The sequence below is a fragment of the Legionella jordanis genome, assembly GCF_900637635.1.
Lineage (GTDB): Bacteria > Pseudomonadota > Gammaproteobacteria > Legionellales > Legionellaceae > Tatlockia > Tatlockia jordanis.
This window is the reverse complement of the sequence record NZ_LR134383.1, coordinates 1,942,062-1,962,730: the sequence shown is the minus strand read 5'-3', so window position 1 is coordinate 1,962,730 and position 20,669 is coordinate 1,942,062. Positions and strand designations below refer to the sequence as shown.

Sequence of the window (20,669 nt, the reverse complement as noted above, 5' to 3'; positions counted from 1 at the left end):
CTTTCAAGTATTTATATATTTCTTAGGTTCTTGCTTGTTGTCTCAATGAAATTAAAAATTAAACTGGAAATCGTGATAACCAAATGAGATACTCGTTCAATTAGAACTCAGATCACCCTCTAAAAAATTTAGAGTCAGCTCAGAATGAGTGTTTTATTGGATTAAATAATGAGTAATGCGCGTTTGCCTACTGTTATTACCAGCAGTTTCACACAAGAATTATATGATTTACCTGGTAAACACCATCAATATGAACTCAACCTACTATTGAACACCAAGACATTTGCAAAAAGCTTAAAAAAGAGTCGAGAAGATATTCAAGCCATCCAAAATCGTGGCTATAATTTTCTTTTTGCTCTTGAAGATCTTTTTAATATCATGCAGGGGGTAGAACCAGAATTTTTTAAACCCATTCTTAGGAAAGCGGTTCTGGTTATGCAAGCCCCTACAAAGATAAATCGTGATGAATTGGGTTTGGAATTCAATAGACTCAAAACGCAAGTTAATGAATATAAAAATTCCCACCCTTTTTCAACAGGTCTTGGTTATATACTAATAAATAGCCTAGCTCTCATTTTAGGAATTGCTTTAGTATTAGCAGCTGGTGTATTAGCAGCAGCTCCCTTAGCCCTACCGACAATGGCACTCGCTTTAGGTCTATCTTTAATGAGTTTAACAGGACTTGTTATCGCACTTACATCCTTTAACCAGTTATCGGACAATACAAGTAAGCAGTTTGGTTTTTTTAAAAATAAATATGTTGCATCATCAGAATTATTTTTTAATGATATTGCTTCCGATGACTATGAGACATATCTTGAGGATGCAAAACAGATTAATCCAGTTCCAATTTGAAGTAGAATATTAAAGTTTAAAGTGATATGGGTAAATTAATGAGTTTTTGTGTATTCTCTGACCATTATTTAAATTCAATCACTCTTTATAACAGGTTTTTTCACTACCAATTTACGATATTAACTAGTTGAATTTAAAAAAAAATTGTATATCGACTAAAATACTTTGATTATCTTTGTTTTTCTGAATTCTGATTGAGGAGTTGATACTATTTAACCATAACATAACAATATTTTAATAATTTAAAACATAGAAGAATGTTTTTGAGTTTCCCTTCTCCATATCTGCCCTCGAAAAAAATGACTGTTTTACTCAAGCATGAACTCCTGTTTAAATCATATTATTATGGTTTACAACTTTAAGCTTTTTAATTATCAATTCGTATTTACCATGTTTTCTCTAAGGAAAGGGAGATGGGTTTTATTCAGTTTATAGTTCCTCGGGGAATGCCATGATGAATGAGATCAATAAGGAAATTCAAATTGCACATTATACCCAAACATTATAGTGCCCTGGTGTTTTTGATATGGGTGAGCTTTTCCCAAGCTGCATTTTCAGCAGACTTTAATGCCATCGATTCGCAAATAGCCAAATACATCGACGATAGCTGGACTCTTTTGACTCGAGACAATTGGCTTAAGTGCAGTGTTGATCCCAAGTTGTCAGTGGATGAATTAATTGTTTATTTGCCTAGAACGGAAGCCATTGAGCAGATCAAAAATAAAAATCCCGAATGGGCCAGGCAGGTGAAGTTTGCCTATTTGCCAGAAGATGCCAGGAAAATAGAGAAACATGGTTTGTTGTATTTGCCTCATCCCTATGTTGTACCTGGAGGGCGGTTTAATGAACAATACGCTTGGGACAGTTATTTTATTGTACTGGGTTTACTCGAAAGCAACCGATTAACTCAAGCAAAACAAATGATTGATAATTTAATTTATGAACTAAGGCACTATGGAATTTTGTTGAATGCCAATCGCAGCTATTATTTAGGACGAACCCAGCCACCGCTTTTAACGGAAATGATACTGGCCTATTATCGCAGGGACCCAGACAAGGTTTGGTTAAACTCTACGTTACCAGCCATTAAAACACTCCATCATCATTGGACCACTCCTCCTCGTGCTATTCCTGCAATTGGTTTGTCCAGATATTATTCGGGTGGGGAAGGTCAAACCCCGGAGGAATCTCAGGAATATTATTCGAAAGTGCTGAGTTATTTTAAAACGCATCCAACAGAGGGAGAGGGGAGGGATAATTCCCTTTTTTACGATACAAATGGATTAACAGCGCTTTTTTATATTGCTGACAGGACTATCAGGGAATCTGGCTTTGACATCACCGCTAAATATGGGCCGTTTGGGATCGAAATCCTGGATTTTGCAGCAGTAGATCTGAACGTTTTGCTGTATCAAATGGAACTTGATGGCAAAGAAATCCATGAGATTTTAGGAAATAAAAAAGAAGCTTTGCAGTGGCAAGCTCGTGCCAATCATCGAGCTCACCAAATTAACCAATTTTTATGGGATGAATCTACAGGCTATTATCTCGATTACAACTTCAAACAAAAAAAACGGAAATACTATCCTTATGCAACTACCTTTTATCCTTTGTGGGCTGGAATTGCTTCTAAGAAGCAAGCGGAAGCTCTACTTAAACACATGCCTGAGTTCCTAAGAAATGGCGGTATTGTGACCAGCACCCATAACTCAGGTTTGCAATGGGATTATCCTTTCGGATGGGCACCCATGCAATATTTTGCCGTGTTTGGACTTGAAAGATATGGCTACCATCAATTGGCACTGGAGGTCGCTGCTAAATTCATGAATACTGTAAAAAAAGAATTTGAGAAAGATGGCGCCATTTTTGAAAAATACGACGTCATTTCAGTAAGCAGCCGCACGGAAGATAAAATTAAATACAGTTATTCCACGAATGAAGTTGGGTTTGGCTGGACAAACGGGGTGTATTTGGTTTTTTCTAACTTTTTAAAAACGCATTTGAACTAAATGGCACATTGATAATGCGGGATTCCTCAGGCTGCAAAGGTAGAGTTGCTTCTGTATTGAAAGAGCAAAAAATAAATAATTCATCAGTTTAATTATATCTTAATCTTTATTGTATAAAATAAAGCCAATTTATGGTTTAGGGTGAATTATGCGTAAGGAACAGATCAACTTATTAAGAGAATTTATTGAACGAATTCATGATTATGCCAGTGGTTACCTTAAAAAGGATAAGTACAAAGCTGAAGACAATTGGTCACAAGTTTATGAAGACATCACTCCCTATTTAGCCAAATTGCTGGTGCATTCCTGTAATATCATGTTGGCGGATTTAGACAATAATTCACCACAGCGAGCCTTGCAGGAAGTAGGGCAATTGCTCCAACTGTCCTACCAAGCTTTGGAGCATGGTCCTGAGATCATCGAAACGAATCCAGGGTTTTTACATAATTTTTATTACTCGACCTCTCCGTTGGCGCAATATTATGCAACGGATATGAAAAGTTCCATATTGGAATTGCTTGCTGAGTATAAAGACGTGAAGAACTATTTTTCAAAATTATCCACTTTCAAAACAGAGCCGGCCTACTGGGACAAATTATTGTTGGATATTGAGTTTAATCAATATAGACAAGAGAGCCTAATGATAAGTCCCTGGTTGGGAGGTAAAATTGACTTAAGCGAAATGGACATTGCAGAGTTGTTTTCTGCGATTGCACAGAATAAATTCATTAAGAAAATTGTAGTAAATATGACAAACAGGGATGCTACCGCTCAGATTTTAAAAGCGCTGGTGCAATGTCGAAATCTTAAAGAAGTGGAGTTGACCTCATTAAGTGAAACGTCTAAATCCCTTAATTTTGCGCAAAGCATTCAATGTTTGGCAAACAGTCATTTGACCCATGTTCATATTGATGACAACGAGCTTGATGATCAGTTTGTGAGGTTGCTAGCGGCTAATCCGAATTTAGTTGCTGTGAAATTAGCAGGTTCCAAGCTCTCTGAGCTAGCCTTAATTGCACTTTGCGGTAATCCTTCCATTAAAGAAATAGCACTTGAAGCGAGCCTAATCACCGATGCAGGGGTGATGCAGGCTGCAGAATTTATTAAAAAAAGCAATGTCTCTAAATTAGAGTTACAAAGCCATGCTATTACCGAAGGTGGGTTGAGAACATTAGCAGAGATTGACCAAATAGTTGAATTATCCATTGCCTCTGATCAAATCACCGATAAGGCCATCAATCTGTTTTCACAAAGTGCCGGAATGGCAGGGTTAAAGCTTTTTGGTCGGCAATTGAAATATCCCGGCGTCCAATTGTTCTCAATCTTAGATAATCACCCCAATCGAGCTCATGTAAAGCAGTATTTGTTAGCAATAGGAGATAAGGAATTTCTTCAGTACGCCCGCCGACCTGCTTTTGTGCAATTTGTGATAACTGATCCGGATTTAGCTAATAAGTTGGATTACTTGGCGGTGGATAATACAACACAAACCTATAGCCAATCCTGTGCTGCGCACTCCATGATGCTGCTGTTGAATAAATTCGGCTTGGTTGCTGATCATGAGGTTTCAAGGAGAAAAGAGTTAGAGATTTACTCAGAAATATGGCTCGAATCGGGTGCCAACGCCGATTTAAGTCTTATTCTGAATTATATGGCAAGAAATAACCTTAAATTTGATGTTATTGAAGATGTTGAGCGTACCTCAGCCTTAATGGGCAATCTCCAAATCAAAGAAGCTTACAGCAATGCATTTGCCAGCAAAATTAAACAGGCTGAAGTGAAGCAGGTTATTACCGCTGAATTGCTGCAAAAAATGAGTAACAGCAATCATTATTTTTTCCTGATAACAATTCCAGGAAATAATAATAAAGTAGAAGACATCGGTCACATAGTTCTTTTAGCTTATGAAAACAACCAGTATTGCCTTTTTGACCCAGGAAAAGGTCGAAACATCATCAAAAAATCCGTGGATGAGATACTAAAAGAGATGGATGCTTTAAGTTATGCTGGAATTGCCATTCAAGTGCATTCCCCTGCAGCGACTTTGCTCAAATCACCGGGTCGAGATGGCTTTTTTACAGCACCTCAAAGTGAACGGTTCAAAGAGAATAATGAAGTAAAATGCGTGGTTCAATAAAGGATTAATCCTGCTTTATGGTTGACTGGGAAAATAGCCATTTTATTTGAGGGACCGAGATACACGCTACCGTCTCTCCTGGGATGCAGCAAAGACGGTAGATGTCAGTTTGGGATTATTGCCTTAATAATGGTCCCATTCGACAATTCGCGTTGACTGGATTGTTAAAGGGATCATAGCTGCTGTAATTTGGGCCATAAAATCCTAAATAGCCCGGAACAGTTTTCGTGACCCAATCCGGTTTTGAATTGATGAGCAATTTGTCTTTGTCAAGCACTCGTACATCGTTAAAGACTCCACGTTCAACCATGACTTTTGTTAAATCAATACCGGTTTCGCTAAAGTTTAAAACGATCGGTGTGCTGTCTGCATAGACGTCATAGCCTAACCAATAACTGTTTGAGCCTTGTTTGCGCAAGGAACGACAAGAAGTTACTGGATCATCTTTCTTTTCAACCTGGATGAATGAATTGGTTATCTGACTTTGTGCAGGAACGTATATTTTATTTTCAGTGGCCGATTTAATGGGATCGATAGTCTGGCTATCCCCATTTAATACTCCTATTTTGGCTGAAAATGCATTGCTCGCATTCACTTGTTCGGCCAAGGCATAAGCCCAATTTTCAGCTTTGGCTGTTTCCTCAGTCAATACCAGTGGAGTTTGCGGTAATAAATAATCCTTGCCAGTGTTATCGATCAGACGAAGCTGAATTTTATCACCTGCAGACAACGTGTTGGCTAAAGTAGCCGTTCCAATAATTTTCCATGTGGAAGTCACCGCAGGCGAGTGCTTAAATTGTGTACTCGCACGACTTGTGGCTTCGCCTTGACTCACTTGAAGATTAACCGTTACGTTTTGCTGAGCATTGGTGTTGTTTACGACCAAATGAGCTTTGGCACTTTGGCTGTCTTTCAATTGATAAGGGGTTAAATCCTGAGCGCTGATTGACCAGCTATAGCTTAAACCATCCCCTTGCGATTGTGAGCCATCCAACTCCAACTCAGTTGTGCCAACCACTTCAGAGGGCAAAGGTTTGATTACAGCTTTGATGCTTGGAACCGGATTATCGTTTGAAAAAACCACATCAATGCATGAGTGAAAACGCTCATAAGTATAGCTATTCCGTCCCCATTCTCCATAAATTACGGCTCGGTTATTACGGGCGGGTACCGTACAGGTGGTGATAAACCGATTATTTGCTTTATCAGCGACCACATCGGGATTGCCAGTTGGGTTTTGATCGTTATATTTCAGCTTGCAAAAAGGTGTGGATTCAAAGTCCTCCCAACTTAATTCTTTATTGGGATCAAATTGGAAGTCGGGTTTGGTAATCCAATAGACAAACTCTTCAGTATCACCAAAGTGATTTCCCCAGGAAATATTCCAGGTGAATTTTTGTTGTCCTGAACTTAACAGACTGGTGGGCCAATTGTTGGCTCTATCCCATGGGGTTTTTCCACCGCCCCAGTTTTCAGAACCAAAGCCGCAAACATAGGCGGGCAATTGGTCTATAGGTTTATTAGACCTGCCAATAGTATGGGTTAAAACCGACATGAAGTTATAAACACTGTTATCCATGGAACCATCTGCTTTGGTCATAATTGGACGACATTCTTCATGGGTCATCTTATCTTTAAAAATTTCATCAGGTTTGCTTTCTACACCACAAAATTGTTCTCGGGAAGGTGGGCTTTCAATGACTCCATGTGAGAAAGCGACAGAGGCGGGTAGTAACATCAGCAAAAACCATAGTTTAATGCTGTTTTTTTTCACTTTCATTGTGCTGTTTACTCCTTTAATGGTTATGGGAATCTTTTTTTATATATTAATCTCCCAATATTTTCAAATACTTACTTTAAATTGTACTTCTAATTAAAAAAATCGGTCCTGCAACGCTCACAGTGCTTTTATTTCGTAAACATGACCAAGAATTCATGCATCCAATAAATTGCATCTCCAAGGATTCTCTCATAGAATCTGGCAACATTTATTAAAGGAAATATCATGTTAAGGAAAACATCCGTTGTTGCACTGGCCTGCTTCATTAATTCTCCATGCAATGCAGGCTTTTATCTTGGAGCTGGTGCGGGGCCTGAGGGAGCCGACTTTAGTCAAAAAGCTTATGTCACAAGGCCGGGTACGTTTAGCGTCGTGGATAAAAATCATTTTGCAGGAACAGGAATTTTTGGTTCTCTTTTTGCAGGATATGGCAAAGCATTCAACTCAATTTATCTGGCAGCGGAAGCGAATGCCAATCTCAGCTCAGTAAAATATCAACTGACCAATGATGAATATTTGCATTCTACTTTTTCTAAAACCACTTTCACAATCAAACACAGTGAAGGAATATCCCTATTACCGGGATATTTAATTTCCCCAAACACATTGCTTTATGGGCGGGTTGGTTACGTCAATGGCCAAGTAAAGGTCAGGGACTCCGATCCTACCATCAGAAACTTCAACAAAAACCGAAGTGGAATTCGCTATGGTTTAGGCATACGCCATAGCTTTTATCCGAATTGGTCATTGATGATGGAATACAGCCAAATTGATTACAAAAGCATAGAGGGTAGGGTTTTTGAGCCCTTTGGCGGAGTCACGAAAACCACTAAAATAACTCCACACACGGCTCAAGTGGGCTTTGGTTTGATTTACCACTTTGATGAACCTCGTGAATACATTAAATAAAGGGCTCAAGCCTAAGCGAATCCCTTTAGGTTCACTCATTCTTCAATCTTAAAGGGATTCACGATGGTCTTAGTAAATCGAACGTTTAGAAACAATGGTTCACTATCTGGGTTCATAGGAGTTGAGGGTGCTTTGCTTCTCGTCTGGTTTGAATTGTTCCAGTGAGTTGGCAAACAAAGTGATGAATTGTGCAAATAAATGCTGTCTTTTTCTTTGTTTCTCAACAACTCCATTCTCACTGATTCGCTCGTTCAAATGAGCTTTTTCAGCAGGGCTCAATAATTGGGGGGAAGAGTCTTTGATCATTTTAAGCAGATTGGCGGAATAAAGCAGGAAGTCAACTTTCATAATGCAGCTATCCGGGTTCTGTCGAAAATAGTTTTCCATTACATAGAATCCTAATGCAAAGGATTGTTCACCCCATCCGCAAGCACCTGCACCAATTAGGGGAAAGACTATGGACTCGCATCCTTCTTCGTCAGCCGCGGCCAAGGCATTCAGGTAGCACTCCATCAGTTGCAATTTAAGTTCTTTCTGATCGCCATTGCTTTGATAGGTGGGTGCCGCTGTAAGAACTGCTGCCTTATAATTTGTGAATGAATCAAGAGGAACGGTGAGAGCACCACCAATGGCTAGGCATTTTTTCGATCTATATGCTTCAATGTATTGTCGAAAACCAGCGCCAGCTTGTTTTTGCAATGCATCGAATACCGTTTCACTGGAAAAAAATGGCATCGAGAATTTTGGGCTTAATTTTGGATTAGTTGGAACCACCACCATATCAGCCCTGGAGTGCAGAATATTTCCCAGGGATATTTTGACGGAGACCTCTTTCCCTATAGTAAAGGCCGTTGATTCAATTTTTTGATTCATCAAATTTAAAACAAGATGGATATCACTCTCGATATTAGGATCCGATGGATAACATCCATCGTTTAATAGCTTGTAGAGATGACAAGAAAGATGATCCATGGAAGGGCATCCATAATTAAAATTACTTCGCGGATAAAGCCATGAACCTGCAAGTTTTTGATCCATAATCTTTGCAATTTCCCTAAGATCATCCATATCAAGGTAGCGGGTTAATTGTAAATAAGGAGCAACAATTGCTCGGGCTTTAGGATTAGAAATTTTATCCAGTTCGGTTCGGATAAATTCGTTTAACTCTTTATAGCTTTTCGGTTTTTCTTTTTTGATTAAAAAATCGAACATCATAATCACCACTACGGTTTATCTAAATTTAAAAATTCAATTCATCCACATCGAAATGGCAAATCGCTTAACTGCTAGCCATCCCATTTTCGTTTAAGATTATTGTTGCACATATCTTCTTCACTGTAGGGGATTTCTCCCATAGTAAAGGCATACAGTTTGTCGTACATGCCTGTAGGTGCTTGATAAGAGAAGGGTCCCTGAATGCTTTGTGCATCTTCGAGCAAAGAAACCCCATAAATATTGACCAGTTTTGATTTCAGATCTTGAAAAGAGATTTTATAAATAGGAAGAGGGCTGTTTTTTTCATTGGCATAATTCGGATCCCAAAGATAAACAAAATCGTCTTTCTCCGTTTTTTGTGCCCCTACAATAACCAGTGCATGGGAATCATCGTTATTATTACCCGCCTTTGTTTTGTCAATAAAAATTTGGTAGAACTCTTCATTTGTTTCCTGGTGGCATTGCTCACTCACTAAAGCCACAGCGGGCTGGCTGTATACCACTTGCGGTCCATTTTCCCTAATTATTGCAATAAGATGGCTTATATCCAGGTGAGGATCCCAAGGTGAAGATTCCAGTCCATAGGAGTTGGCTGCCAAATTGATCACCGTTTGATGCCAGAATGCCAGCATACATTCCGGATTGTCCCGGTTTAATTCAAGCATTTCTGCGTAATTACTTTTCGAGTTAATAACGGATTTTTTTGAACAAGTGATATGCCGCTCTAACAGTTGTTCGGGACTTAAACCAGTATATGGCTGTAAAAGCGTTATTGTATTCTTCGCAAGTTCGATGTGTCTAAGATAAATTTTCAGTTGAAGAAAGCTTTCGAAATCATCACCAAACTCATCGATATTGTTTAAAAATTCCTGGCAAAGAGCCAAAGCATTTTCTATTTCACGCCTAAGTTCGTTAGTCTGTGTTAATTGTTCCAAACTTTGGAGATGACCTTTTAAAATCTCTGTATAATCCTGTACTTCTTTGCTGGAGATGACCTGCGTTTTGGAAAGGGCCAGTGACTCAGTGATTTCCTCTAACAGCTCAGCATGTGTTTGGCGGCATCCAATGTCAATCTTATTAAACCCGCGGCAATAATTGGAAAAGGCTTTTTCAATAAAGCGATCTCGAGGATGCTCAATGTCGGCTTGACCGAATCGAAATCGTAATGGATTTAAAGCATACAAGGCACAGGTATTCCCCTTTTGCGCGGACTGGTTAAGGTGCTCCAAAGGTTTGCCTACGTATCGTTTTCCTCTTGCAAGTTTAATCAACACAAAGTCTTTGCTGTTTTTTAAGAATTTGGTCATTAAGTGGTCTTCATGTGCCATAGTTGGTCAATATTACCATGAATTTCTTAAGGAACGATTAAAGAGAGGCAACGTCCTCATTCCCAATTCATCTATGACATTTTTACAATCATTCTAAAGGTTTCAAGGTTTCCAAAGTTGTAGGAATTAATTCAGAAACGGTAGGGTGAATATGAACAGCGTCTCGAATTAATGTATAAGGCATGTCTGCGTACATGACATCAAGAATTGAATGAATGATTTCATCGCCATTCACCCCCAAAATGGCAGCACCAAGAATCTTTTTGCTTTCTGCATGGATAAGGATCTTGATGAATCCCGTTGGCTCCCCTTTAATAACCGCTCGTTTCACTTGCGTCATAGGGCGTTTGGCAACCAGTGCTTTAAAGCCTGCTTGTTTGATTTCAGCCTCAGTCAAACCACAACGGCCTAAGGACGGATCAATATACAATGCGTAGGCTGGAATTCGATCCGTTACTTTCCGATTCGTACTGCACAGTAAATTATCTGCCACTATCTGATAATCGTTATAAGCTGTATGCGTAAATGCCCCTCGACCATTGCATTCCCCTAACGCCCAAACGCTAGCCGCAGTCGTTTCAAGATAATCATTAACCACAATGATTCCTCGCTCATTGACTTTAATATCGGTGTTTTCCAAACCCAAATCTTGGGTGTTGGGTATGCGTCCTATAGCAATCAGCACATGGGTACCCGTTATGGTTGATTGTTCATCCTCACAGCCTAAATGGGCAGCAATTCCATCCTGGGAGGGTGAAAAGGACAGACAAGAAGTATTGAGACGAACATCGATACCGGATTGCTGCATAATTTCCAAAACGGTATCGCATACATCTGGGTCTTCTCGAGCGATAAGCCGAGAGGCTTTCTCAACCACCGTTACTTTTGAGCCAAACCGGCGAAACACTTGGGCAAATTCAAGACCGATATAACTGCCCCCAATGACTATTAAATGCTCAGGCACCCGGTCTAATTCCAGTATGGAAGAGTTAGTAAGGTAGTTAATTTGCTCAAGACCTTTAATTGGGGGAATAAACGCGCGAGCTCCTACATTGATAAAAATTTTATCAGCTTGTAATTGTTCTTTACCATCAACAGAAAGCGTGTTGTTATTTAAAAAAGAAGCATGGCCATGATAGACCCTGATATTGGTGGTGTTTTTCAACCATTGCTCGACTCCCTGACTGGCTTTATTGACAATCCTGTCTTTGCGAGCCTTTACTGCTGCCATATTGGTTTTAACTGTCCCCGTGATCTCAATACCAAAATCACGGGCATGTTGGGCGTGGTGGGCAATTTCGGCGCTGGCCACCAATGTTTTAGTCGGGATGCATCCGGTATTTACGCAGCTGCCGCCAAATTTATTTCTCTCAATAATGGCAACACTCATGCCAGTTTCGGCGAGACGAACCGCTAAAGAGGGCCCTGCTTGCCCTGTTCCAATAATGATTGCATCGTATTTTTTGGCCATATACGCTCCTTGTTTAATCCATTCTTCATCGCAGGGTAATCGTTAGAGGTTTGATTTAAGAAAAGCATAGTTTATTTATAAGGAATTTGCCGACATTATGGAGGAGCGAATCTGGGCAATTGAAGTAAAAGCAGGTATTTGGCACTAACCCGAGAGAGTTTAAAAATCCATCAGGTTAGTGATTGGCACTTCAAATCAAGAAATTACAAGATTTGAGTTAATTGAGAGAAAACATCTCTGCAACAGGCTTATGTTCAGTAATTAAATGGCTGCTGTCTTTTGTAGTCATATTCCCAATAAAGGTATGATCGGAGCCACTGAGCTTTGGCAGCTTTTCCGCGGCAATGATTTGCACCAGTTCTTTATTAAGGGCTTCTTCAGATTCAAGTAATTTCTGTTCTTCTTCATTGGCTGAAAAAGCCGGATCAACTCCGCGAATTTCTAATTCATTGCGCAATTCGCCATAATAATCCAGGCCCATGCCCACAATGAAAGCATCGGAGGGTATTTCAAACCCAACGTATTCAGGGCTGTAATTTGGGGTTCTTTGTTGTACTTTATCCACGAGAACGACTAAAGACACCTGTTTAGCACCCATGTTATTGAATAATTCTCTAATTTTTAAGTAAGTTTTACCGGTCTCGCAGACGTCATCCACCACAAAGACCGTTCGACCGCCCAAATGTACTTTTGGCATGGCCCCTATCTTTAATTCGCCAGAAACCGTGTGGTTTCCATAGCTGCTTGCTTGCATCGTGGTATAAGTATATTGGTAGCCACGCTCATTTAATGCATGTTGTAAGAGATTGGAAAAAGGAAGGGCACCGTCCATTAAGCTGATTAAAACGGGGTTGCTGTTGGGATGTTCTTTGATTAATTGCTCAGCCAAACGCTCGACTCGTGCTTTGATCACATCCTTTGTCAGCGCTTCACCTTTACCATTAAACTTGTCCTTATCAATTTCCCAGACTGGTAGTGAATGTTTCCAAATTCTCTTTGATATTTCACTCTTTAGTTGCTGGATTTTAAGCAATTGCTGAAGAATTAGTTCCTTTCTCACGTAGCACCTCATGTGTTGATTACAAATTGCAGGCGGATTGTCTTTTAGCTAAATTAAAAAAGCAAGCTCAGAATGCATAATTGGCAACAAACGGATTGGACCCATTCAAAGACTGATTCCTGGTCAAACCAAAGCTAATACTATCTTAATCTTTAATCTTTAAAATCAAACGATGTTCATTGAGAATAATTTATATCAATAATGTTGTTTATTTATACCAACGGCCATTATCAGATTTATCATAAAATCCCAAAAAAATTAAAACGGCAGCATCCTGGGTTGGAACTGCTATTTTCTATTCTCCAAAGCATGTCTGATTCACATCGAAGCCGTTATTATTTTAACTCTTGGCAAACCGCGCTTAAGGCTGCCTGGAATCAAGGTATTAAGAAAGATCTGATTGATTATTTTTGCTGTAAATACCATTTACGATATCACAAAAGTGATGCTGTTGAGGGGCGAGACAGGACACTTAGCCAATTTCTCCAACAGCATATTGGAGAACACTTGTGGGCTTCTAACCCGAGGAGCCATCCTGAGTTATTCGTCTCTCGAACCAATGTTCTCAATGACCGTTTATTAAAAAAAGCTAAAAAAGCACAAATATCGCAGTTTTTTCAATACGGTGAAGAGATTAGAAATCATCATGAGCTTTTACATGCTGTATATTGTCCTTTTATGGTTTATTTGTCCTCCCATAGCAATCTGGATGACAAATTTCAAGCTCTCCTGCAAATTCATAGTCACAACTCCGTGATGAATTGCGAGCAGTTTGTTGCCTATACTCTTTGTTCAGTTGGTTTGATAAAGGAAATTGAGTTAAAAATCATCTTTTCTGCCTGTGCCGTTGAACACGGCCTCGATATTTTATATAACGCTTTAGGTTTCGATAATCGACAAGCCATCTCTGCAGAAATCCACTTCGATTCGTTCACGGAAAGTCAAATTTTGTTTGAGTGCAACGCACAAATTACAGTCAGGCAAGAAGAAAATTCATCTTCGAAACGCGAAGTCAGTCATGTGCTGCTCTATGCTCATGCGGATAGATCTATATATGAGCTTTCTTTTGGTGATACGGAAGAGGAGTGGCGGGTTAAGAGAATGTCTGTGGCAGAGTACTGCTTGGACTTCAAAAAACGAAATAAGCAAGTGGCAGCTACGGCTTTATCTAAAATGAACCTTGCTGAAGCACTTGATTACGCGAATACGGTATTGGCTTGCGCCAAAATGGAGACGAGTGCTGAAGAAATGGATTTGGTCTGTGAAAATTATTTATTTTAATAGCTTGATTGCAGTTTAACTTGCAAGTTGTTTACCAGCATCAGCCCTGTAATAAAGCCATCCTGTTCTGTCAGCAAGCATTCGCTGCTCATCTGATAGGCTGCATAGGTCTGGGTGTCTGGGTTACATGCACCCAGACGTTAATGATGTTTAGACTTCGCTGCGGGTTCCTTAGGGCTCAAGGCTTCTTTTAACCACTGCAAAGTTTTTTGGGCTTCAGTCTGAACCCCTTCACGCCTGGCTGAGAAAAAGATATTACGATGTAAGCCCATCAGATCGGCTTTATTTCTGACGTTATAATCTTGCACTTGAGGAGAAGAAGGAATTTCTTCTTCCCAAGTTTCAATCATCTCGACGAGCTCTGCCGCGGTTGTGTTCGGCCTTGCATCTAAAATTCTATCTCTCAAATCGATGAGATGTTTAATTTTTTCTGAAGCATCCCTGAAATACCAATGAGTTTTTGAAAGTCTCGTAATTTCGGAATTTATTCGTTGAGCAACTTGATTTTTTAAAAGTGTTTCTGAAATTGCTGTTTCAATGGCTTGGTTTAATCGCTCGATTTTGTCCATGGGAGCAAACACACAAAAATAGGTTTGGGCCTGATCCTCAGCAACGGTGGCATCCACTTGGCGTAATTGAAAACCTTCAGCCGTTTGCAGTTCTCTTTGAATTACTTTGGCAGCAGCTGATTGTTTGGGAAAGCGAATGGCTAAGGCTTTGTTGTTGTAACTGTCTGAAGCCATGCGAACCACCAAATCATCGATAGCCATTTTTTCCTTAAGCGTGTTTTCATAATCAAATAAAGTTTCCTCGCCTATCAGAGGTGTGGTTTGATAATACTCATCTAAACACATCACCATCCGATATTCTGGCCAAAAATCCGTTTCTTGTTCACTGCGCTCATCGACAATGATATCTCCGCTATCAAAATCTAATGTTTGAGTTTCTAATTGATGGATTGTTCCAGACTCATTACGATAAAAACCGCCGTCTGGGTAATCGGTTATTTGCACGTCAGCTGAGAGCCCCATCATCTTTACAATAATGGGGGGTATAACGCCTGTCACAATGTTTCGCTTTTGATCATCAAGGGGAGCAAGGCGCGAGTTCGTATCGCCCATAATTACTGAAACATCGCTTGATGTTTGGGTGAGCAGCGTTCGATAACGGCGTTCCATATGTTGTGGAAAGGGACTAAAAAGGCCCCAAATATTATGGACATCAACAGTGAGCCCAGAATCATTGTCCTTAAAAGTAAAGGAACGAATTCGTTCACGATGATTCGTAGAGGTTTTCAATGCTGTTAATCGTTTTGTGTTATAGGCACTGATTACCCCATACTCATCTGTGACGATCTCCCAATGTTCACCTAAATAATCTTGCAAGTAAGGGACCATTGATTCATGCGCTTCCTGCAGCAAGATGACATCGACCTCATGTTTTTTCGTACTTTCAGTGAGTCCCTTTGCCATTTTTTGATAACGCATAGCAGTATGTTCAGGAGGAATTTCCATGCCTAAGGGGTCGCTGTCGCGAAATGATTTGCTTACAAAATAATCGATAAATCCTAATTTAACGCATTAACGCCTGGCTAAAATCAGAGTGAACCCATCCATCTCAATCATGCCAATTGCATGCTCATTTTTTCGATAATATTTGCATTATTTGCTGCAATATTATTCACTACATCAACTTTTGGACGTACCTCGCCTGCAAGACAACGAGTAAGCTGCCTTAAATTGAATCCAAATACAGCGGCGTAACCAGCGCTTTTAGTGGTTGCATCAGATTTCATGCGGCTTCTGCCCAATTGGCCGCCCTGTTTCGTGTGACCAATCAAAGGCTCAATACCAGCACGTCGATGATGCAATAACTGCCTGATTGTCCATGGCGTTGTTTCACGAGCCGCATTGAGCGTCCTATCAGGACGGGGTAATTGAATATCAAGGACGCCTTTTTCAATCAATAGTTGTTCGTTGTTCAATGAATAATATCCTTTATCTGTCGCAACCGATGCCAGCAACCCCTTTCCAAAAAGATACTCATGAGTATTGAGCATCATCGGTAAAGACTGGGCATCTGGCATATAAGTAGACGTGCATTCGCCAACAAAAAGAAAATTACCCCCAATACGTCCTAATTGATAAGCGCGACCAAACTGCACTCCTTTATTTAATTTACCTTTGTTAAAACAGCCGACTTCATAAGCATGCAATGAAGAAATCGATGTATTGATAATGCCTTCAAAAAGATAACCATGTACATTCTGTAATAACATAGTCCCGCGCCAGCTCAGCGTCTCGACAGAGCGGCGAAGCGACCAATATTTACCCGATGCCAACTGATTACCAAACAAATAGATATCATTTAAGATAGGCAGTACATCGGCATACGTTTCACGCCATAACCGCTGAAGCACCACGGATAATATACCCTCACCAACATCCTTACGTTTCAAATTAAAATAATACAGTGCGATTTGTTTTAAATTGCTTAGCCCAACATGGTAACGCTTTATGCCACCACAGCACAATTGATTCAGTCCTTTTCCAACCTTTGACGCAAGAACAGCAACCTTGACCAATAAATTGGCAATTGCGGGATAGGCTATATTAGCTTCTTGCACGGTAGAGTCAATATCAAGCACCTGGGGATTAGCGTAATTTAGTTTAACGGCTTGTTGTGTTATCAAATTGGCAAGTCGGCGCTGCGTTTCAGGGCTTAATCGAGAACGAAATGCCTCAATTTTGGTATGGTCTGGCGCATGCCATTTCTTGATGAGGCCATAACCACAAAACAATTGAAAGGCGGCATTATCTCGTACTTGTTGTTCTGTTGCACGGTCAGTGAGATTAAACATCTGTTGTAAAATATAAACACCAAGATGAATGCGTATGCGCAAGGGCCTACCCATCCACCAATGTTTTCTATCCGTACGTTGTAAATCGGGCAATACTAATTTCAGCATCTCCTCCCAGGGAAGTTTCTGGGCCAGCTTCATCAGGCGATGGTCATTGCTGATTGCAATGGTGACGCTGTCACCTGCGACCGGTTCATCGAAGCCATCTACATCTAAACTCATTGTTTACTTATATCCTCTTTATCGTGCCGTTCTTTGTTTAGCCACCAACTTGGCGCATCCGCCACTGAAAAACATCAAATTCCACCACCAAATGGATAAGTGCTTTTTGAGCATGCCTTTTCTTAGGCGATACGTCTGGTAATGACTTAAAATCCCAAGATAAGAGTTGATAGAACATAAAAAGGCCATTTGCTCCTCTTTCGTGGGTTTATGGTCTTTAGCTACTGCATTATGCTTTGTAATGGCGTCATAAAAGTTTCCTTTGATGCGACGACCGGCATAGATGCAGTGTGGTTTGAGAATCACCCCAAGAAAAGGAATGCCTTTGCAATAATGCTGCAGGTATCGCTTGCGCGGATGAAGCTCGAGTTCGAGCTCTTCTTGCAAAAACCGCTCCATTTGAGGTATGAGTGATTTTAAAAACATTTTATCTTCGTGCACCAGAAGAAAATCATCGACGTAACGGCCATAGAAACGCACACCCAAATCGTGTTTGATATAATGGTCAAAAGGATTTAAATAAAAATTGGCAAACACCTGGCTTGTGAGGTTTCCAATCGGCAGTCCGCAGTAGTGTCTGGCATAAAAAAGGCTCTTGTCTTTGGGGAAATCCTGCCAATCACGCCGTTTCCCCTTGATAAAACAGTGGCTTGTTGGCTCATTTTCAACGATTTTTCTGGCTACCTCCAGGATTAATTTCTTATCGGATTGGTTATAATGCCTCTCGATAAAGCAGCGAAGGCCTTCCCAGAGAATACGTCGATTAATGCGGATGAAAAAACTCATGATATCGAGTTTTAGCACGTAGCAGTCTCTTTGGTAATTTAAGGAGCATTTGCGGATAAATTGTGCGGCACGTGCAATCCCCAGATGCGCGCCTCGTCCTTTGCGGCTCGCATAGCTGTCATAAATAAAGGTTTTCTCAAACAGCGGATTCAATTGATTAATTAACCAGTGATGCACCACACGGTCACGAAAGTCTGCTGCAAAGATTTCGCGTTTCACCGGTTTATCAATCACAAAAGCAATGGAGCGTCCAGGATGCCAGGTGCCGGAATTGAGCTCCTCTCGCAAAGCGATGATATTGCTTTCATAATCCGTTTCAAAGCGGAGCGCATTCATGGTATTGCGTTTGTTCTTGCGGCAATCAAAATAGGCCTGGAACAAGGATTCCGGTGTCGCGCCGTGCTCCCTATGGTTATGCTCTTTTTCTCCCATAGCTTATCCCAATAAAGTGGTGTGGGCCTGTTAATGCCCACACCGATTGTGACTTTGCTTTGTTTAAAACCCCGGACACACCTAACCCGAAGATTGTTGTTCTTATTGTCGTCGTTCTGGTTGCCATTGTTGAAGTTCTGGTTCCAGGCGTTATTCGTAGGGTTGCCGGAAAACTCGGTAGAACTCCAGTAGTTGTCATTGGAAAAACCGCCCTAAACAATCAATAAAGGCGTTTTGGTCAGCACAAGGCTCCTTGTACTGACGCGAATCAACTGCCGAGGCAGTCCCTTTATCGCTTTTAAACAAAAGCATGCTCGCTCATGAATGCCATAACACCCATGATTCCGGCTTATCGACTGGCATTACGCCAGCCGGTCACCTGTTTGCCTATGCGTGTCAAGAGTTCACTTAACAGGGCTTGCCTTTTAAGTGATATCAGTTTCATCTCAACACAGAGGCGAATTTCCAGTTTCAATAACTCCAACTCATCTAAAAACGCCTCCAAATGCTCTACTCTGTTTTGATGCTTGTTGGCCCGGTAAATACAACGAAGCAAATGAAGGGCATCGCGCTTCATGTCCTGGCCCAGGGTGTATTTGTATTCCCTTGGGAAATTCTTTGTTTCTTCAAACACCTTTAACACCAGCTGGTAACTGTCCTTGTAAACCGGTAACTCCGTATAGAAAGCCATTCACAAAATCCAACTCATTCATCTTTTAAAAAATCATGAGGCAGCTAAGCTGCCTCAAAAGAAAAGGGATAAAGGGTTTAAGGGGTAAAAGCCCGGACACACCTAACCCGAAGATCGAAGAACTTAACGTCGTCGAGCTGGAAGCCACTGTCGAAGAACTGGTCCCAGGCGAAGAACGTAGGGTTGCCGGAAAACTCGGTAGAACTCCAGTAGCCGACATCGGAAAAACCGCCAATGGCATTTCTGTTAAACCACAAACAGTCTAGCTGGGATGTTGGGTTTGCCGGAATACCAGATACAGCCGGTGATGCTGGCAAAAACCAATCGTCATAGCAGGTGTTTCCTGCCTGACAAGGGGTATTGCCTTGAGAATCCACTTCAAAGTTACTGCAAATTCCCGCAGCGTAAGTGTTGGCATTAATATTCATTGGACAGCCTGCGCCACCTCCAGGCCCTGTTAAGCAGGCAACAATGGCTGCGGTATTACTGGCACCGTCGGTATTGCTTTGCGCCACAGCACCAACAGCCACACCAAATCCTCCCCATTGAATAGCTGTGCTGTTATCGGCAGTGGCGGCAATCAGATTGTTCAATCCCCCGTTCAGGCAAGCAATCGTGCCACCAAAAGCCGACTGTCCGACTGCGGTGGCCATATAAGTATAGCCATTAGCCAGTGTGGCACCACCCGCCGGCGTATTAATCACGACATCGACAGCTCCTGCAACATGGGCAGGCGTGACCCCGGTTACCGTCGTAGAGTCGACGACATTAACACTGGTTGCTGCTACTCCATCAAAGGTGACACTCGTGGCACCTGTTAAACCAGTCCCCGTTAAGGTAAAACCCGTTCCCCCTGATGCCGTTCCTGAGTTTGGGTTGATGGCGGTCAGCGTACTGCCTGATTGAATGGCAATGGCTGCTGCCAGTGCATTGGTATTGGTGCCCTGGATGGTGAAATTCGTTTGCGGTACCACCGTGTTGCCTGGCGTGTAAGTCAGTGTACAACTGCCTCCTGGCGGCACATTCGCACAGGTATTGCCTGTTTCGGTGACATTGCCATCCAACGCTGTCCCTGTGAAATTGGAGGTGATGTTGGTGGCTGCCACCTCAAGGGTCGTGTTGGTAATCGTGAGCTGCCCCATTGGACCATTTACCGTGAGTGTTAAAGGAGACCCTATGACGGTAATCACCGCATCCGTTATCGGTGGCGCCTGGGTGATGCGCAAAATATTGGCGCTACCTGGCCGATAACACTGATTGGGGTTTCCTTGCTGGCAAACCACGGGACCACCCGTAATGGGGCCATTTAACTGACTGCCATTTATCTGTAAAGACAGTACGCAGGAATTCTTGCCTCTGAGCACAAAAGGATTGCCGCACACATTGAGCCCTGTAGTGATTTGCGCAATGCCCCGAATGGGCTGCATGCTTAAGGTGTGTGGCTTGCTGGATTGATTGGTGACTCGATATTGCACCATGGCGGTACCATTGGCAGGCACTGCAATCGTGGTGGCTGTCAGTGGCTCAAAGGTCCACAATGGGGTCCCTGCATAAGCCGTTGTCATCATGAGTCCTAACCACAAGAAAGCCAGTATCCTATTCATTAAAGTATTTTTGATAGTTTTTTGCATGG

At 41.4% G+C, this 20,669-nt stretch carries 16 protein-coding genes; 6 read left to right on the top strand and 10 right to left on the bottom strand.

Going from position 1 to position 20,669, the window contains the following annotated elements; all coding sequences use genetic code 11:
* Positions 1-168 precede the first annotated feature (168 nt).
* The 3 genes from EL203_RS08705 (at position 169) to EL203_RS08695 (ending at position 5,001) form a co-directional block, all read left to right on the top strand.
* A complete protein-coding gene (locus tag EL203_RS08705; RefSeq protein ID WP_058469668.1) occupies positions 169-855 on the top strand; it encodes a hypothetical protein in 687 nt (228 codons plus the stop codon).
* A 482-nt stretch (positions 856-1,337) separates the two neighbouring features.
* Complete coding sequence (locus tag EL203_RS08700; RefSeq protein WP_232003922.1) at positions 1,338-2,864, top strand: trehalase family glycosidase; 1,527 nt, start codon at positions 1,338-1,340, stop codon at positions 2,862-2,864.
* Positions 2,865-3,012: 148 nt separating this feature from the next.
* A complete protein-coding gene (locus tag EL203_RS08695) occupies positions 3,013-5,001 on the top strand; it encodes a leucine-rich repeat domain-containing protein (protein WP_058469670.1) in 1,989 nt (662 codons plus the stop codon).
* Between the two features lie 115 nt (positions 5,002-5,116).
* On the opposite strand, the gene EL203_RS08690 is transcribed toward EL203_RS08695, so the two are convergent.
* Complete coding sequence (locus tag EL203_RS08690) at positions 5,117-6,781, bottom strand: lytic polysaccharide monooxygenase (protein ID WP_064108431.1); 1,665 nt, start codon at positions 6,779-6,781, stop codon at positions 5,117-5,119.
* 225 nt (positions 6,782-7,006) lie between these two features.
* Here EL203_RS08690 and EL203_RS08685 point away from each other — a divergent pair, with 225 nt between their 5' ends.
* On the top strand, positions 7,007-7,690 hold the full coding sequence (locus tag EL203_RS08685) for an outer membrane protein (RefSeq protein WP_058469671.1): 684 nt from the start codon (positions 7,007-7,009) through the stop codon (positions 7,688-7,690).
* 102 nt (positions 7,691-7,792) lie between these two features.
* Here the strand turns inward: EL203_RS08685 and EL203_RS08680 are convergent, their stop codons facing one another.
* From EL203_RS08680 to EL203_RS08665, 4 genes are all read right to left on the bottom strand, one after another.
* Positions 7,793-8,905 carry a macro domain-containing protein gene (locus tag EL203_RS08680; RefSeq protein ID WP_082647103.1) on the bottom strand — a complete coding sequence of 371 codons (1,113 nt, stop codon included), beginning with the start codon at positions 8,903-8,905 and terminating at the stop codon, positions 7,793-7,795.
* A 71-nt stretch (positions 8,906-8,976) separates the two neighbouring features.
* Positions 8,977-10,212 carry a hypothetical protein gene (locus EL203_RS08675; protein ID WP_126320110.1) on the bottom strand — a complete coding sequence of 412 codons (1,236 nt, stop codon included), beginning with the start codon at positions 10,210-10,212 and terminating at the stop codon, positions 8,977-8,979.
* Positions 10,213-10,321: 109 nt separating this feature from the next.
* Positions 10,322-11,704 (bottom strand): FAD-containing oxidoreductase, encoded by a 1,383-nt coding sequence (locus tag EL203_RS08670; RefSeq protein WP_058469674.1) that lies wholly within the window; start codon positions 11,702-11,704, stop codon positions 10,322-10,324.
* 217 nt (positions 11,705-11,921) lie between these two features.
* Positions 11,922-12,764 (bottom strand): phosphoribosyltransferase, encoded by an 843-nt coding sequence (locus tag EL203_RS08665; RefSeq protein WP_058469675.1) that lies wholly within the window; start codon positions 12,762-12,764, stop codon positions 11,922-11,924.
* 309 nt (positions 12,765-13,073) lie between these two features.
* Between EL203_RS08665 and EL203_RS08660 the strand changes: the two genes are divergently transcribed.
* Positions 13,074-14,045 (top strand): hypothetical protein, encoded by a 972-nt coding sequence (locus EL203_RS08660; RefSeq protein ID WP_126320109.1) that lies wholly within the window; start codon positions 13,074-13,076, stop codon positions 14,043-14,045.
* Between the two features lie 140 nt (positions 14,046-14,185).
* Here EL203_RS08660 and EL203_RS08655 read toward each other — a convergent pair whose 3' ends face one another.
* The 3 genes from EL203_RS08655 to EL203_RS08645 form a co-directional block, all read right to left on the bottom strand.
* Positions 14,186-15,559 carry an endonuclease/exonuclease/phosphatase family protein gene (locus EL203_RS08655; RefSeq protein ID WP_058469677.1) on the bottom strand — a complete coding sequence of 458 codons (1,374 nt, stop codon included), beginning with the start codon at positions 15,557-15,559 and terminating at the stop codon, positions 14,186-14,188.
* A gap of 107 nt (positions 15,560-15,666) precedes the next feature.
* Positions 15,667-17,127, bottom strand: a complete 1,461-nt coding sequence (locus EL203_RS08650; RefSeq protein WP_058470753.1) for a transposase — start codon at positions 17,125-17,127, stop codon at positions 15,667-15,669.
* A gap of 18 nt (positions 17,128-17,145) precedes the next feature.
* Positions 17,146-18,345 (bottom strand): reverse transcriptase domain-containing protein, encoded by a 1,200-nt coding sequence (locus EL203_RS08645; protein WP_058470752.1) that lies wholly within the window; start codon positions 18,343-18,345, stop codon positions 17,146-17,148.
* 59 nt (positions 18,346-18,404) lie between these two features.
* Here EL203_RS08645 and EL203_RS14410 point away from each other — a divergent pair, with 59 nt between their 5' ends.
* The gene (locus tag EL203_RS14410) at positions 18,405-18,572 is read left to right on the top strand and encodes a hypothetical protein (protein ID WP_162262735.1); all 168 of its coding nucleotides are present in this window, start codon (positions 18,405-18,407) and stop codon (positions 18,570-18,572) included.
* Between the two features lie 122 nt (positions 18,573-18,694).
* Here the strand turns inward: EL203_RS14410 and EL203_RS08635 are convergent, their stop codons facing one another.
* Together EL203_RS08635 and EL203_RS08630 are read right to left on the bottom strand one after the other, a co-directional pair.
* Positions 18,695-19,036, bottom strand: a complete 342-nt coding sequence (locus tag EL203_RS08635; protein WP_058470751.1) for a four helix bundle protein — start codon at positions 19,034-19,036, stop codon at positions 18,695-18,697.
* A 77-nt stretch (positions 19,037-19,113) separates the two neighbouring features.
* Positions 19,114-20,667, bottom strand: a complete 1,554-nt coding sequence (locus EL203_RS08630) for an IPT/TIG domain-containing protein (RefSeq protein WP_232003920.1) — start codon at positions 20,665-20,667, stop codon at positions 19,114-19,116.
* Positions 20,668-20,669: the final 2 nt, after the last annotated feature.

What these genes read in the sequence shown, in the direction of transcription:
- EL203_RS08705 (WP_058469668.1), top strand. Translation starts at nt 169, where the DNA reads ATGAGTAATGCGCGTTTGCCTACTGTTATTACCAGCAGTTTCACACAA.
- EL203_RS08695 (WP_058469670.1), top strand. Translation starts at nt 3,013, where the DNA reads ATGCGTAAGGAACAGATCAACTTATTAAGAGAATTTATTGAACGAATT.
- EL203_RS08690 (WP_064108431.1), bottom strand. Translation starts at nt 6,781, where the DNA reads ATGAAAGTGAAAAAAAACAGCATTAAACTATGGTTTTTGCTGATGTTA.
- EL203_RS08685 (WP_058469671.1), top strand. Translation starts at nt 7,007, where the DNA reads ATGTTAAGGAAAACATCCGTTGTTGCACTGGCCTGCTTCATTAATTCT.
- EL203_RS08680 (WP_082647103.1), bottom strand. Translation starts at nt 8,905, where the DNA reads ATGATGTTCGATTTTTTAATCAAAAAAGAAAAACCGAAAAGCTATAAA.
- EL203_RS08675 (WP_126320110.1), bottom strand. Translation starts at nt 10,212, where the DNA reads ATGACCAAATTCTTAAAAAACAGCAAAGACTTTGTGTTGATTAAACTT.
- EL203_RS08670 (WP_058469674.1), bottom strand. Translation starts at nt 11,704, where the DNA reads ATGGCCAAAAAATACGATGCAATCATTATTGGAACAGGGCAAGCAGGG.
- EL203_RS08660 (WP_126320109.1), top strand. Translation starts at nt 13,074, where the DNA reads ATGTCTGATTCACATCGAAGCCGTTATTATTTTAACTCTTGGCAAACC.
- EL203_RS08655 (WP_058469677.1), bottom strand. Translation starts at nt 15,559, where the DNA reads ATGGAAATTCCTCCTGAACATACTGCTATGCGTTATCAAAAAATGGCA.
- EL203_RS08650 (WP_058470753.1), bottom strand. Translation starts at nt 17,127, where the DNA reads ATGAGTTTAGATGTAGATGGCTTCGATGAACCGGTCGCAGGTGACAGC.
- EL203_RS08645 (WP_058470752.1), bottom strand. Translation starts at nt 18,345, where the DNA reads ATGGGAGAAAAAGAGCATAACCATAGGGAGCACGGCGCGACACCGGAA.
- EL203_RS08635 (WP_058470751.1), bottom strand. Translation starts at nt 19,036, where the DNA reads ATGGCTTTCTATACGGAGTTACCGGTTTACAAGGACAGTTACCAGCTG.
- EL203_RS08630 (WP_232003920.1), bottom strand. Translation starts at nt 20,667, where the DNA reads ATGCAAAAAACTATCAAAAATACTTTAATGAATAGGATACTGGCTTTC.